At 34.8% G+C, this 14,967-nt stretch carries 13 protein-coding genes and 1 pseudogene; 2 read left to right on the forward strand and 12 right to left on the reverse strand.

Features of this window, described 5'->3' with window-relative positions; all coding sequences use genetic code 11:
* The 12 genes and pseudogenes from WBY99_RS05490 to proS form a co-directional block, all read right to left on the reverse strand.
* Nucleotides 1–153 (reverse strand): annotated as a pseudogene (locus WBY99_RS05490) (translation initiation factor IF-3); the annotation flags it as partial.
* 91 nt (nucleotides 154–244) lie between these two features.
* Nucleotides 245–2,164 (reverse strand): threonine--tRNA ligase, encoded by a 1,920-nt coding sequence (thrS, locus tag WBY99_RS05495; protein WP_423975330.1) that lies wholly within the window; start codon nucleotides 2,162–2,164, stop codon nucleotides 245–247.
* A 281-nt stretch (nucleotides 2,165–2,445) separates the two neighbouring features.
* The gene (locus tag WBY99_RS05500; RefSeq protein WP_423975331.1) at nucleotides 2,446–2,817 is read right to left on the reverse strand and encodes a hypothetical protein; all 372 of its coding nucleotides are present in this window, start codon (nucleotides 2,815–2,817) and stop codon (nucleotides 2,446–2,448) included.
* 287 nt (nucleotides 2,818–3,104) lie between these two features.
* Nucleotides 3,105–3,719, reverse strand: coding sequence for a DUF4230 domain-containing protein (locus WBY99_RS05505; RefSeq protein ID WP_423975332.1), 615 nt, complete (start codon nucleotides 3,717–3,719; stop codon nucleotides 3,105–3,107).
* Between the two features lies 1 nt (nucleotide 3,720).
* Nucleotides 3,721–4,281: a TlpA family protein disulfide reductase gene (locus WBY99_RS05510; protein WP_423975333.1), complete on the reverse strand. Its 561-nt coding sequence runs from the start codon at nucleotides 4,279–4,281 to the stop codon at nucleotides 3,721–3,723.
* A 26-nt stretch (nucleotides 4,282–4,307) separates the two neighbouring features.
* On the reverse strand, nucleotides 4,308–4,775 hold the full coding sequence (locus WBY99_RS05515; RefSeq protein ID WP_423975334.1) for a hypothetical protein: 468 nt from the start codon (nucleotides 4,773–4,775) through the stop codon (nucleotides 4,308–4,310).
* A 98-nt stretch (nucleotides 4,776–4,873) separates the two neighbouring features.
* Nucleotides 4,874–6,013 carry an acyl-CoA dehydrogenase family protein gene (locus WBY99_RS05520; RefSeq protein ID WP_423975335.1) on the reverse strand — a complete coding sequence of 380 codons (1,140 nt, stop codon included), beginning with the start codon at nucleotides 6,011–6,013 and terminating at the stop codon, nucleotides 4,874–4,876.
* 155 nt (nucleotides 6,014–6,168) lie between these two features.
* Nucleotides 6,169–7,281 carry a molecular chaperone DnaJ gene (gene dnaJ, locus WBY99_RS05525; protein WP_423975336.1) on the reverse strand — a complete coding sequence of 371 codons (1,113 nt, stop codon included), beginning with the start codon at nucleotides 7,279–7,281 and terminating at the stop codon, nucleotides 6,169–6,171.
* Between the two features lie 127 nt (nucleotides 7,282–7,408).
* Nucleotides 7,409–7,948: a nucleotide exchange factor GrpE gene (locus WBY99_RS05530; protein ID WP_423975337.1), complete on the reverse strand. Its 540-nt coding sequence runs from the start codon at nucleotides 7,946–7,948 to the stop codon at nucleotides 7,409–7,411.
* Nucleotides 7,949–8,038: 90 nt separating this feature from the next.
* On the reverse strand, nucleotides 8,039–9,370 hold the full coding sequence (locus tag WBY99_RS05535) for an Nramp family divalent metal transporter (protein ID WP_423975338.1): 1,332 nt from the start codon (nucleotides 9,368–9,370) through the stop codon (nucleotides 8,039–8,041).
* A 108-nt stretch (nucleotides 9,371–9,478) separates the two neighbouring features.
* A complete protein-coding gene (locus tag WBY99_RS05540) occupies nucleotides 9,479–10,756 on the reverse strand; it encodes a DUF937 domain-containing protein (RefSeq protein WP_423975339.1) in 1,278 nt (425 codons plus the stop codon).
* Nucleotides 10,757–10,877: 121 nt separating this feature from the next.
* Entirely contained in the window at nucleotides 10,878–12,353 is a 1,476-nt protein-coding gene (proS, locus tag WBY99_RS05545; RefSeq protein WP_423975340.1) for a proline--tRNA ligase, read from the reverse strand.
* A gap of 146 nt (nucleotides 12,354–12,499) precedes the next feature.
* Between proS and WBY99_RS05550 the strand changes: the two genes are divergently transcribed.
* Complete coding sequence (locus WBY99_RS05550) at nucleotides 12,500–13,444, forward strand: prolyl-tRNA synthetase (RefSeq protein ID WP_423975341.1); 945 nt, start codon at nucleotides 12,500–12,502, stop codon at nucleotides 13,442–13,444.
* Between the two features lie 24 nt (nucleotides 13,445–13,468).
* Nucleotides 13,469–14,872: an OmpP1/FadL family transporter gene (locus WBY99_RS05555; protein WP_423975342.1), complete on the forward strand. Its 1,404-nt coding sequence runs from the start codon at nucleotides 13,469–13,471 to the stop codon at nucleotides 14,870–14,872.
* Nucleotides 14,873–14,967: the final 95 nt, after the last annotated feature.

The raw sequence follows: 14,967 nt of genomic DNA on the forward strand, positions 1-14,967 counted from the left end.
AAAAGGTTCTGCTTTATCTGAAATAACCACTAAATCCAATTCCTGATCTTTAGCTATTTCTAGAGCTTTTTCTAGCGGATAAACGCCGGGTTCCACATTATCACCTACCAAACGAACTTCTCTTGCACGAATCTTTTGATTGATCTGGTGCAAATCTTCTTGAACTCGTCTCTGTGGACCTCTACCTCTGTAATGAAATTTCTGTGCTATGGTGTCTTATTTTAATTGGTTAATTTCTAATTATTTAAATTTTTGCTTCTTTTTTGAAGTAGTTGATGAAGTCTATTACGCTCATTTCTCCCAAATCTCCTTCGCCTCTTCTTCTTACGGAAATAGTGCCATTCAATTCTTCGTTTTCGCCCACAATCAACATAAATGGCAATTTATTCATTTCCGCATCACGGATTTTTCTGCCTGTTTTCTCGTTTCTTTCGTCAACTAGACCGCAAATATCGTGATTTTCCAGCAATTGTGAAACTTTTTTTGCATAATCCAAATATTTTTCACTAATCGGCAAAATCGTGAACTGATCTGGAGCTAACCAAAGTGGAAAATCTCCGGCAGTATTTTCAAGTAAAATTGCGATGAATCTTTCCATAGAACCGAATGGTGCTCTGTGAATCATCACCGGTCTGTGTTTTTCTCCGTCGCTTCCGGTGTACCAAAGGTCAAATCTTTCGGGCAAATTATAGTCTACCTGAATAGTTCCGAGTTGCCATCTTCTTCCCAATGCATCTTTCACCATGAAATCAAGTTTTGGACCATAGAATGCAGCTTCACCGTATTCTACCACATAGTTCAATCCTTTTTTTATGGCTGACTGAACAATTGCATCTTCTGCTTTTTTCCAGTTTTCGTCGGATCCGATGTATTTTTCTTTGTTATCTGGATCTCTTAAAGAAACTTGAGTAACAAAATCTTCAAATCCTAAAGATTTAAAAACGTATAAAGTCAAATCGATTACATTTTCGAATTCTGCCATCAATTGATCTGGTGTACAGAAAATATGCGCATCATCTTGGGTAAATCCACGAACTCTGGTTAAACCATGAAGTTCACCCGATTGCTCGTAACGATAAACAGTTCCGAACTCTGCGAAACGTTTCGGTAAATCGCGGTACGACCATTGACCGACTTTGTAAATTTCACAGTGGTGTGGACAATTCATCGGTTTTAGCATAAACTCTTCACCTTCGTTTGGAGTTTTAATCGGTTGAAAGCTATCTGCTCCGTATTTATCCCAATGTCCCGAAGTTACATACAATTCTTTTGCGCCAATATGCGGTGTCATCACGAATTCGTAACCCGATTTTTTCTGCGCTTCAGAAAGGAAATTTTCTAATTTTTTTCTTAAAGCAGTTCCTTTTGGCAACCATAATGGTAAACCAGCTCCCACTTTTTCGGAGAAAGCATAAATTCCTAATTCTCTACCGAGTTTTCGGTGATCGCGGCGTTTTGCTTCTTCTAAAAGTTCAAGATATTCGGTTAAGTCTTTTTGTTTTGGGAAAGAAATTGCATAAACTCTTGTAAGTTGTTTATTTTTCTCGTCGCCTCGCCAATAAGCTCCGGCTGCATTTAATATTTTCACAGCTTTTACAATTCCAGTTGCGGGAATATGACCGCCTCGACATAAATCGGTGAAGTTATCGTGGGTTACGAAAGTAATTTCACCATCGTTTAGATTAGAAATTAATTCTGTTTTATAAGGATTGTCTGCATATTCTTTCAATGCGTCGGCTTTTGAGACAGGATAAAGACTGAAGGTTGCGTTTTTCTTTGCGTTCTCCAATATTTTCTTTTCGATTTTTTCGAAATCTTTTTCAGATAAAACTTCATCGCCAAAATCGACGTCGTAATAAAATCCTTGCTCAATTGCAGGTCCAATGGTTAATTGTGCGTTTGGATAAAACTCAACAATTGCTTGTGCTAAAAGGTGAGCGGAAGAATGCCAAAATGCTTTTTTTCCTAAATCATCATTCCACGTGAGCAATTGAATCGTAGAATCGGTGGCGATTGGCGTTGTAATTTCTACCTGAGTTCCGTTTACGATTGCGGAAATGGTATTTCTTGCCAAACCTTCGCTAATTGATTTTGCGACTTCAAGCGGAGTTATCGCACTTTCAAATTCTTTGATGCTCCCATCGGGAAGAGTAATTTTTATCATTTTGAACTAAAAATTTTAAGTTGCAAAAATAAGGATTTTTTTGGTTTGTTTTGCTTGTCTTTTATTTAAATCTATAATTCGTAGAAATTTGAATATTATTTTTAATAAAAGATAAGAAAGGGTTTAGAGCATTGAGGATAAATAGTTCAATTTTTGAAACTGAAGTAAATCTTAAAAGATAAAGTTAAGAATGATCTTTTGCTTATTTTGCAATTCATCTTTTTCAAACTAAATTTCTTAAATCTGAGAAAAAAACAAAGTTTTTAAGGAAAGACTATATATCAGTTTAGTGGTCCTTGTCTAAAATTGATTTTATTTTCCTTCAATTTTTTTTTCTTTTTAAAGAGTTGCAAAGAAGTGTTCGGTTGTTTTGCATTTTGAACTTTTTCATAATAAATGCCAGATATTTTATTGATGTCAGCTCCAAATTTTAGCAAAATATTTTTTGCTTTGTGCGCTCGGTTTAAGTTTGGGGTATAAACTGAAATTTCATTCTGATCGATAAAGTGATCTTCTATCAAAGATTCCGGTTGAAATTTTGCATTTTTTGTAAAGCCAGGGAATTGTTTGATAAATCCTGCTTTGGTTAATTGTTTAGCTGCCGAAATTGCATCGTCTATTGCTGGGAAAATCCCGATTATATTATAAGTCATGGCAAAAGTTTGTTGGATTTTGCACAATATTATGCGTAACATATTGCATGCAAATTTTGTGACATTCGATGATTATTTATTGACTTTAGTAATACTTTAACATTGAAAAAAAAATAGCACAAAATTAATTTTGCGCTATTTTGATCTGTATTATTGATCTTCCAATGGGTTTGCAATTGAAAAATTTTATTTTGTTTTTTAGAGCATGTTCATTTTCTATTTTTCAATTACTGTTGAAATATTCGGGAAATATTAATTGTGTTTTTCACAGAATCCATAATTTATATTTAAAGTTTTGATAAATCAATCTGACCAGTTTGGTCTTCAATTTTATAATTCAAAGCTTTTGCCAATACAAATATTTGATCCAGATTTTCTAAAAGTTGTTTTCTGCCTTCAGCCCGAAGTTGGTTTTGGTTTACGGTTTTATAAGCATTGTCTTTTGCAGATTTCGTAATTTTTTGAAAATCTTTGTCATTAAATCGATTAAAAAAGGAATCGTCCATCGATTGAATTTCCACACTTGGAATGATTCGAATTTCGGCATTTGGTAATTCTTTAATAACGAGTTTTTTGTTGGCAGAATCAACCTTTATTTGCATTTTAGACAAGTCGTAAGTTACCTGTGCATTAGTTTTGGTAAAAGTAATAAGGTTCTTTTCAGTTGAAGGTAACAGAGAACTTCCTAACATTTGCGACGTTATTTTTGTTTTTTGCATGCTCGAAAAATCCTGTTCCATCACCACCAATTTATTCATTTTTTTTATTTGATTGGTAATGATGTAATAATCGTTCTGAACTTTGGCTTCTGTTTTTTTTGTTATAGAATTCCACAAAGAAAAGAGGAGAAACATTGCTACTGCTCCCGCGATAAAAAACACTGGTTTTTGGATTGCTTTCAATTTATTTGATTAAATTTTTAGAGGAAGTATTGTCTTTTTTAAGGATATCAACTAAATCTCTTTCCAGATATCCTGTTGAAGGACTTTCAATAATCCTGCCAATTTCTTTGCCGTATTTTTGTACAATAATTGTCGGAACTTTTTGAATGTTATAAACTCCTTCTTCACCATTTGGAGCTTCTTTTTTACGATTAACCGCAATCATGTTGATTTTATTTACAGGGTAACCAACAGCTTCTAATATTTTGAATAATCTCGGAACTTCTCGGTGGCTGTCTTCGCACCAAGTTCCCATCACCATAGTAATATTATAAGAATTGAGTTTTTCTTTTTTTAATTCTGTAATTGCTTTCTGATCAATTGCATATTCGTCGTGCTCTTTTACAAACCATTCGCTGTAAGGTTCTTTAAGGAGTTGATTTTTTGTTTGATGTCCTAAAAGCATTTTTCCGTCTTTTGTTGTTTCTACTTCTCGATTAACTACAATTTTTTGTGATTCACAAGATTGTAAGGCAAGAAATAGAGTAGATGCAACGAATATTATTTTTGTGAAGTTTTTCATTAATGTATAAAATTGAAAATGATTAATTAATCTTCTAATATGGTTTTTAAATCTGCTGGTGAGTAATATTTGTTCTTAAGCACTTTCTGATCTGAAACTCGGTGAACATTAATTTTATCACCTGATTTTTGAGAATAAGCATCTTCTCCTTTTTCTTTGTAGAAGGCAATTGTTTCGTCGGCTTCTTTTTGGGTAGCACAGGCTTTTGACATATTGGATCGTTGAACTTCATTGAAAAGTTCGACAAATTTTTCACCCAAACCGAATTCTAAAACTGCTCCGCTCAGAACGTATTGTAAATCACATAAAGCATCTGCAATTTCTACCAAATCATTGTCTGCAATGGCATCTTTCAGTTCATTTAATTCTTCCTGCAATAAGGAAATTCTTAAGTTACAGCGATCTGCATTAGGAATTGTGGGTTGTTCTAAAATGGGTGCGTTAAATGTTTTGTGGAATTCTGCCACCTGATTTAGAGAATCAATTTTATCCATTCAATTTTTAATTTTAACAAAGATAAACATTCGGTTTAATAAATAAAAAAGCGGACTCATAAATGAATCAGCTTCTAAATAATATCTTTAAAAAAAAATTATTTTGAAATTTCTCTTCCAATAACTAATCTTTGGATTTCAGAAGTTCCTTCGCCAATGGTACAAAGTTTAGAATCTCTGTAATATTTTTCAGCCGGGAAATCCTTGGTATAACCATATCCACCAAAAATCTGAACGGCATTATTCGCAATTCTCACACAAGCTTCAGAAGCATATAATTTTGCCATTGCACCTTCTTTGGTCATTGTCTGTTTTGCGTTTTTCAGATTTGAAGCTCGCTGAATCAATAGTTCTGCAGCATCGATTTCTGTTGCCATATCTGCAAGCATAAAATTAATTGCTTGGAATTCGTTGATCGCTTTTCCGAATTGATGTCTTTCTTTTGAATATTTTAAAGCCGCTTTATAAGCACCTCTTGCAATTCCTAAACTCAGGGCAGCGATAGAAATTCTACCACCATCCAAAATTTTCATCGCTTGTTTGAATCCTGAACCTACTTCACCTAAACGGTTTGCATCTGGAACTCTTACGTTGTCAAAAATTAATTCGGCAGTTTCAGAAGCGCGCATTCCTAATTTATTTTCTTTTTTTCCAGACGTAAATCCTGCCATTCCTTTTTCTAGAACGAAAGCAGTAGAATTATTTCTTGCCCCTTTTTCACCAGTTCTGGTCATTACCACAGCGATATCTCCTGAAATTGCATGGGTGATAAAGTTTTTTGCACCTGAAATAATCCAATCATCACCATCTTTTACGGCGGTTGTACTCATTCCACCAGAGTCGGATCCTGTGTTGTGTTCAGTGAGTCCCCACGCTCCGATGACTTTTCCAGAAGCGAGTTGCGGTAACCAGCGTTGTCTTTGTTCTTCATTTCCAAATTCATAAATATGATTCGTGCACAATGAATTATGAGCAGCAAGGGAAAGTCCAATCGAAGGATCAACTTGCGAAATCTCATCCAAAATAGTTACATATTCATGATAACCTAAACCAGAACCGCCATATTCTTCTGGAACTACAATTCCCATAAATCCCATGTCACCTAATTGATGAAACAATTCTACGGGGAAAGTTTGGCTTTCGTCCCAATCCATAATGTTTGGACGGATATTTTTTTCTGCAAAATCCCTTGCGGTTTCTGCAATCATATTTAAGTTGTTCGTGGTTTCGTTATTCATAATTTTTATTTGTTTTCAAAGATAATTAAAATGATGAAGTATGAAAATGTTTTTTTTGTATAAAATGATATGTTATAGATGGTTCTTTTTGGGGAATCATGAGTTTGTATTAAAAATAAAAAAAGAGATTTCAAAAGGAATCTCTTTTTTTATTTTTAATCGAACAAGTCTCGAACTTTCTCGAAGAATGTTTTTTCTTTTCCTGATGGTTCAGCGAGCATTTCGCCATTTGCTAACTGTTTTTCGAAAAAATCTTTTTGTTCCTTAGAAAGATGTGTTGGCGTCCACACATTGATGTGAACAAACATATCACCAGTTCCATAACTATCGATGCTAGGTAAACCTTTCTTAGAAAGTCTTAAAATTTTTCCAGATTGCGTTCCGGCATCTACTTTTATTTTAACTTTTCCGCCAACGGTTGGGATTTCTTTATGCGTTCCTAAAGCCGCTTCCGCAAAAGAAACATACAATTCCTGATGAAGATTATCGCCTTCTCTTTTGATGTTTGCATCAATTTCTTCTTCAACAACTACAAGTAAATCTCCCGGAGTTCCACCGAATGGCGCGTCATTTCCTTTTCCGCGAACATTCAACTGAATTCCTTCTCTTGCTCCAGCTGGAATATTGATTGTTACTTCTTCGTCTTCTTTTATTAAACCTTGTGAGTTCGCACCAGCTGGGATTTTATCGGCAACTTTACCGATTCCTTGACAAGTTCCACAATGGGTTTGCGTTTGCATTTGCCCGAACATGGTGTTCATAATTTTTATTTGCACACCAGATCCGTGACAGGTAGGACACGTTTTGGAAGTTGCACCAGGAGCCAACTTCATCTTTTTAACTTTAATGGTTTTCTGAGTTCCGTTAACCATTTCCTCTAGATTCAGTTTTATACGAACACGAAGATTACTTCCGCGCAACTGTTGTCTTTGCTGGCCACCGCCACCACCGAAATGTCCACCGAAAATATCACCGAACTGAGAAAAAATATCGTCCATATTCATTCCTCCTCCGAAGCCACCACCTCCGAAACCACCGCCACCGTTCATTCCGGCGTGGCCATATTGATCGTAACGGGCTTTTTTATTGCCATCGCTCAAAATTTCGTACGCTTCTGCAGCTTCTTTAAATTTTTCTTCTGCGGCTTTATCACCAGGGTTTTTATCCGGGTGAAATTTGATTGCCATTTTTCGGTAGGCTTTTTTTATTTCCTCGGGAGAAGCACTTTTAGATACTTCTAGAATTTCATAGTAATCTCTTTTAGACATAATATTGATATGTGAATTTCTTCAGATAAGAACTGAGAATATTTTGTGGTTTTTTTTGACTTGGTTTTATTCTACGAAAAAGACAGTCGATAATAATGCCTTTTTTTGATATTGATAATTACTGATATTAATTTCCAGTAACTACTTTTGCAAATCTGATTACTTTATCAGAAAGTTGATAACCAGTTTCAATTACATCTACAATTTTACCTTTTAATTCAGGAGAAGGTGCAGGGATTTGGGTAATTGCTTCGTGGAAATCGACATTGAAATCGTCACCGGCATTTACCGTCATTGGTTTCAATCCTTTTTCAGATAATTTATTTTTAAATTTTTGATAGATGAGTTCTACGCCCTTTAAATCTGCTTCATTACCATTTTTGGCAATTTCTTTTAAGGCACGTTCGAAATCATCAAGAACATCCAACATTGAAATCATCATATCTTGATTTGCATATTGAAAGAATTCCATTTTTTCTTTGGTTGTTCTTTTCTTATAATTTTCGAATTCTGCAAAAAGCCTGATATAGCGGTCTTTTTCTTCTGCCAAAAGGTCTTCTGAAGAGGGAGCAGCTGTCATGTTTTCAGCGGTTTCTTCTACAGGGTTTTGGATAAGATCGTCTTGTGGATTTAAGTTTTCTTCCTGAATATCTTTGTTGTCTGACATAATATTAAATTTTATACCGAACGTTTCGCAAAGATTTTGCCAAAAAACACTTTAGGACAATTCGGCAGATTTTATAGGTGGAAAATAGAATTACATTTCAATAAATGTCTGATAGAGTAACACGATATTAAGGATGAGAATGATTCCCGAGATGACCCATACCAAAGTTTTGAGCCAAGGTTTATTTACAAATGCACCCATTTTTAATTTAGAATTGGTGAACATTACCAACGGAATTACTGCGAAACTTAGTTGCATTGATAAGATAACTTGGCTTAAAACCAATAAATTGGTAGTGCCTTTTTCACCGTACATTATGGTAACAATTAAAGCTGGGATTACCGCAATTGATCGGGTAATTAATCTTCTTTTCCATGGTTTTAAACGAATGTTAAGAAAGCCTTCCATTACAATTTGTCCTGCCAATGTTCCGGTTAAAGTTGAATTTTGACCAGAAGCCAATAATGCAATTGCAAAGAAAATACTGGCAAAAGTGGTTCCGAGAATTGGAGCTAGCATTTCATGTGCATCGTGAATATCTGCAATATCATGATTGCCAGTAGTATGAAAAGTGGCGGCCGCAACAATTAAAATCGCTGCATTGATAAAAAATGCGATAAATAAAGAAACCGTACTATCAATGGTCGCAAATTTAATTGCTTCTTTTTTTCCGTCGTGATTTCTTTCGTAATTTCTAGTTTGTACGATACTGCTGTGCAAATATAAGTTGTGTGGCATTACGGTTGCACCCAAAATTCCGATGGCAATATACAACATTGAAGGATTGGTAATAACTTCTTTTTGAGGTACTAATCCACTAAGAAGAGGAAAGATATTGGGTTTGCTCAAAATAATTTCATAGGCAAAACTTCCTAAAATAACAATAGTTAAACCTGCGACAATACTTTCGAGAATTCGGAAGCCTTTAGCTTGAAGGAAAAGAATAATGAAAACATCAACAATAGTAATTGCAACGCCCCATGTTAAAGGAATGCCAAACAGAAGATTCAGTGCAATTGCCGAACCGATAACTTCTGCTAAATCGCAGGCAGCAATGGCAATTTCGCACAGGATCCAAAGAATAAAGTTGGTAGTTGGATTGAAATGATCTCTACAGGCTTGTGCTAAATCTCGTTCTGCAACAATTCCTAATTTTAATGATAAGTGCTGAAGAATCATGGCGAATAAATTCGAAATCAGGATTACTGAAAGTAGGGTATAGCCGAATTGTGCACCTCCAGCGATGTCGGTAGCCCAGTTTCCGGGATCCATGTACCCGACAGCGATCATTAATCCGGGACCAGCGAACGCAAAAAGTTTCTTCCAAAAGCCAGCGTCTTTTGGGATATTAATAGAAGAAAAAACTTCTGGTAAAGAATTGGAGTGTTTTTCTCTTCTCCAAGGATTTTTTAAATGACTCACAAATGTTAGATTAATCTAACAAAAGTAATTAAATAAATCTTACTAACATTATAAAATAAAAATAATCCCGAAAAAAAATCGGGATTATTATGATATGATTTTAAAATATTATTTTGTAAAACGTACAGCCATTTTTCTATCAACTGCTCTTTCTTCGTTTGAAGCTGTTGCAGGAATTTTCGCAAATTCGCTTCCGTAACCTTTTGCTTCTATAACTTGTGAGGCTACTCCTAGTTTGCCAAGTTCAACTTTGATAAAGTCAGCTCTTTTTTGAGATAGTTCTTTGTTTTTTGCGGCATCTCCTGTGATGTCTGTGTAGCCACCAACTTTAATTTTAGCATCTGGATATGCTTTCAGGATTGCTGCTAAGTTTTGAATCTGTCCTTCAGAACCTGGTTCTAATTCTGTAGCTGAATTAATTTTGAAGTTGACATTATCAAAATTATACCACGTATCTTTTAATGCAGCATCATCTGCGGCATTTTTATAACCATCAGATTTTAAGAAATTAATCATTGACGCTTCCATTCCGTTGGCGTAACCTTTAATCATCGTTCCATTGAGGTTGATATCTGTAACTTCTTTTGTAGGTGTTATTACTGCAGCGCTATCATTGGCGGTTGTATCCATTGAAGAATCAGCAGTGATTTCAGTGGTTTCTGTTGTTGGCTCAACTTTTTTGCTATATTGCTTCCAAAGGAACCAAGCAGCTAAAGCTAATAATAGAAGTGGTAATAACCATTTCCAAATTGAACCACCTTCATTATTGTTATGATCGCTTGGCGAGGAATGTGAATTTGTGTTTCCACCTCTGTTAACTTCTACTTTTGGTTGATCAAAAGAAGTTACTTTTACATTTTCTGCCTCACCGCCGAAAAGATTTCCTACCCCTAATGAAGCTAATGAAAGCCCAGCAGGAAGCAATGAAGAAACAATTCCTTTTTGATCATGTAGTAAACTGGTAATTCCAGATGCGCCAATGTTGTTATCTGCAGCATATTTTCCTACGGAACCTAAAGTAGCTCCTGTAACCATATTCAATAGAGAACTCGATGTTGAATTACTGACACCAGAATAGGAAGATATCGCATTGGTAACACCTCCAATTTTATCTCCAAAAATTGCAGTTAATACCGTTGTAATTAAAGAATTGTCTGAAGTTCCACCTAATAAATTACCCAATACACCACTTGAAGTTGCACCAGTAATAGCATCAAGAACGCCTGGTTTATCTGCATTATTAGCCAAACCGCCAACTACTGCTGGTAATAATCCACTAATTGCTTTTGAAATTCCTGATTCGCTTTCTCCGTACTGAGAAGCAGCTTGTGAAATCAACGCTGGACCTAATTGCCCCTTGATAAGATCAATAATGTTTAGTGCCATAATAGTTTAAATTTTAAGGTTAATTATTCGAATATAAGCAAAGTTTAATCCAAAAACTTACAGATTAACTAATTTATAAAAACATTAACATATGAAAAAACACAAATTACTTATCATTAAATTAGTAAGATTTTGCGAAAATTACTCTTTGTTTTGATGGTTTTCCGGTGATTAATGAGATCCCATCTTCCATTTTATTATTTAAAGGAATGCAACGAATCGTCGCTTTTGTTTCATTTTTAATTTGTTCCTCTTCTTCAGCAGTCCCGTCCCAGTGTGCAGAAATAAATCCACCTTTTTCTTCCAATACTTTTTTAAACTCGTCATAAGAATTAACAGGAGTGATGTGAGAATCTCTATAATTCAATGCTTTTGCATAAATATCTTTTTGGATCGTTTTCAATAATTCTTCAATATAAATATCAATGTTTTCCAGAGGTTGTACTTCTTTCGTTAAATTATCTCTTCTGGCAATCTCGACCGTTTTATTTTCTAAGTCTCTGGCTCCCATTGCAATTCTAATTGGCACTCCTTTCAATTCATATTCTGCAAATTTCCAGCCCGGTTTATTTTCAGTCCGGTCGTCATATTTTACTGAAATTCCTTTGGCTTTCAATTTTTCTTGAATTTCAAAAGCGACTTCGCTAATTTGATTTAATTGTTCTTCACCTTTAAAAATAGGAATAATTACCACCTGAATCGGAGCTAAACTCGGAGGAAGTACCAAGCCAAGATCATCAGAATGGGTCATGATTAAACCGCCAATTAATCGAGTAGAAGTGCCCCAAGAGGTTCCCCAGGCATGTTCTATCTTTCCCTCTTTGTTGGTGAATTTTACATCAAATGCTTTACCGAAATTTTGCCCTAAAAAGTGAGAAGTTCCTGCTTGAAGAGCTTTTCCATCTTGCATTAATGCTTCGATACAATAGGTTTCATCTGCGCCCGCAAATCTTTCTGAAGCTGTTTTAATTCCTCTAATTACAGGAATGCCCATGAAATTTTCTACAAAGTCTGAATAAACATGAATCATTTTTTCAGTTTCTTCAATCGCTTCATCTTTGGTAGCGTGTGCAGTATGACCTTCTTGCCATAGGAATTCTGCGGTTCTTAAAAAGAAACGCGTTCTCATTTCCCAACGAACAACATTTGCCCACTGATTAATAAGAATTGGTAAATCACGATAAGATTGAATCCATTTTTTATAAGTATTCCAAATAATAGCTTCGGATGTTGGACGAACAATTAATTCTTCTTCTAATTTTGCCTCTGGATCTACAATTAATTTTTTAGGATTATTGGGATCTGTTTTAAGACGATAATGGGTTACAACTGCGCATTCTTTAGCAAAGCCTTCTGCATTTTGTTCTTCGGCTTCGAAATAACTCTTTGGAATGAAAAGTGGGAAATAGGCATTTTGATGACCTGTTTCTTTGAATTTTTTATCTAATTCATCGCGCATTTTTTCCCAAATTGCATAACCATAAGGTTTAATAACCATACAACCACGAACTCCAGAATTTTCTGCCAAATCAGCTTGTACTACTAATTCATTATACCATTTGCTATAATCTTCAGCTCTCGAAGTAATTTTTGCCATTATATTTTATCTTTTAATTTAACTAATACTCACTTTTAATATCTAAACAAAAATGCCTATTTTTACTCAAAATTTATACTTAATAATTGGTACAATTTTGGTGTAATTTGCAAATATAAATCAAATTAAAACTTTTTCACCTTATCATGAAAAAAAATACTTATAAAAATTCAACAGGATTACTGAAATCTACAGCGGTTTTAGCAATTTTTGGCAGTTTTATTTTAACCTCTTGCGGTGTGACAATGGGTGGCTACAGTGAGACTGATGGCGTATATTACGATCCCAATAAAGATACCATTCCAGAAGGGATTGTAATGAATAATGGAAATCAAGTAGGGCAATATTATGACTATCAGCAAACAGATAATCAAAATAAATATTTGAATTCTGATAATCGCAATCAAAGTTGGCAAAATTCAAATGATTCTGATTGGGGGAATTTTACAGGAACAGAAACTTATTATAATGATTCTTGGGCCTATCCATATGGAATATATTCTGGATTCGGTTTTGGAATGAGTTTCGGTTTTGGTTCACCATGGGGATTTGGTGGTTATTATAATCCATGGGGATTTGGCTATAGTCCTTATTATGGATATTACAATCCTTATTACGGGTATTATAATCCTTACTACGGTTACAATCCTTACTATGGTTATAATCCTTATGGATATGGTTATAACGGATATAGCGGTTACAATAGCTATAACGCACCGAGATTTAATTATAAAAGAAGTGGTTCTGATGAATCCGGATTTAGAAATAATAATTCTGGGTTAAGACCGAACAATAATCAGAATTCCGGCTTTAGAAACGATAATCTGCGTTATAATACTCAGCCGAATAATAACCGATATAATACGCAACAGCAAAATAACAATCAACCGAGATACAGAACTACGCCTCAACAGAATTCAACACCGAGACAAAATAACATTCCAAGACAAGAAACTCCTACTTACAATCAGCCAAGAAACAATTCTAATGATGGTGGTTTCAGATCTGGTAATTCGGGTGGTGGATTTAACAGTGGATCATCTAGTTCAAGTTCAGGTTCTACAAGATCTTCAGGAGGTTTTAGACGATAATATTTAATATAAGCATATTTTAAAATGATTAAAAAGTCTTTTATAATTTTAGGCATTTCCGCAGCATACTTTATGAATGCCCAAGATATTTCTACCCTTAGAAATACAGCAGAAGTTTATTCGAACTCTTCCTTAAATGGAACATCAAAATATAATGCGATGGCTGGTTCAATGGGAGCTTTGGGTGGAGATTTCTCAGTACTCAATTCGAATCCAGCAGGGATTGGGGTGAGCATTACAAGTGAATTCTCAGGAACTTTAGCAATTCAAAGTAGTAAAAATGCAACTTCATTAGCTGGAAAATCCTTCGATTATAAAGTTAATCGAACCGACCTTGGAAATGTTGGTGGTGTTATGGCCTTCAAAGTTGATGGATCGTCTCCTTGGAAGTTCGTGAATATTGGAGTTAATTATTCCAGTCAGTCAATTGAAGATTATTCTGAAACACCTGGTAACAGCACCGTTAATTTTAATATTAATGATGAAAATGGTGCTTTAATTGACAATGTTGCATTTTCTGGTCATGCATACAATCGTTATGGAGATCTTTCAAAAATGAGCGTTGCAGTTGGTGGTAATTATGACAACAGAATTTATGTTGGTGCAGGTTTAAATTTTCACAGTGCAGTTATCGACCAGTACGATTCTGCAGCATTTGATTCCAGCGCAAATAATACCACAAGTATTTATAACAAACAATACACCCCATTTTCTGAAACCTCTAACGGTTTTTCAGCTACGGTAGGAGTTATCGGAAAAATAAATCCACAATTCAGAGTAGGTGCAGCTTTGGAAACACCAACTTGGTGGAGTATTTCCAGAGTTTACAACGAGTACGAAAACCCAACAGACGGAACTTACACCGAAGATAGAAATCTTTCTACTCCAATGAAAGCAACGTTAAGTGCGGCTTTTGTTCCGAATAAAAACTTCGCAATCAACGTAGATTATAGTTTAGGATTGACAAAATCAAAATACAAAGTCTATGGAAATGCCGAAACTGAATTGAATAATTTCTTCAGCGATCATTCTAAAAATTTATCAGAAGTAAAAATCGGAGCAGAATATAGAATCAATGCATTCCGTCTTAGAGGTGGATATGGTTTCGCTGCAAGCCCTTTTGATTCTGTGAGTTTGTCAGCATTTACAGATAATGGATCTGCAGCTAATACCTCTTTTAATAATTTAATTGTAGGGAAAAGATCTACGATTGGCGCAGGGATTGGTTACGATTTCAAATCATTCTATATTGATGCAGCGTATCAAAATTTAAGTTCAGAATATAAAAGTCCATTCTTGAGAGGTTCTGCTAGTAATAATACAGGATATTTCTCAGATAATTATATTGTTGAATCTGATGTATCCATAGTTTCAAACGTGAAAAATACCAAAGACAACTTCTTTATTACACTCGGCTGGAAATTTTAACTGAATATAATTTAGAAATGATAAATAAAAGATTCCGAAGAAATTTGGAGTCTTTTTTATTGGTGTTAAAATTTAATGATTATGAAAAAGATGAC

Origin of the sequence: Kaistella sp., assembly GCF_049588135.1 — a bacterium.
Lineage (GTDB): Bacteria > Bacteroidota > Bacteroidia > Flavobacteriales > Weeksellaceae > Kaistella.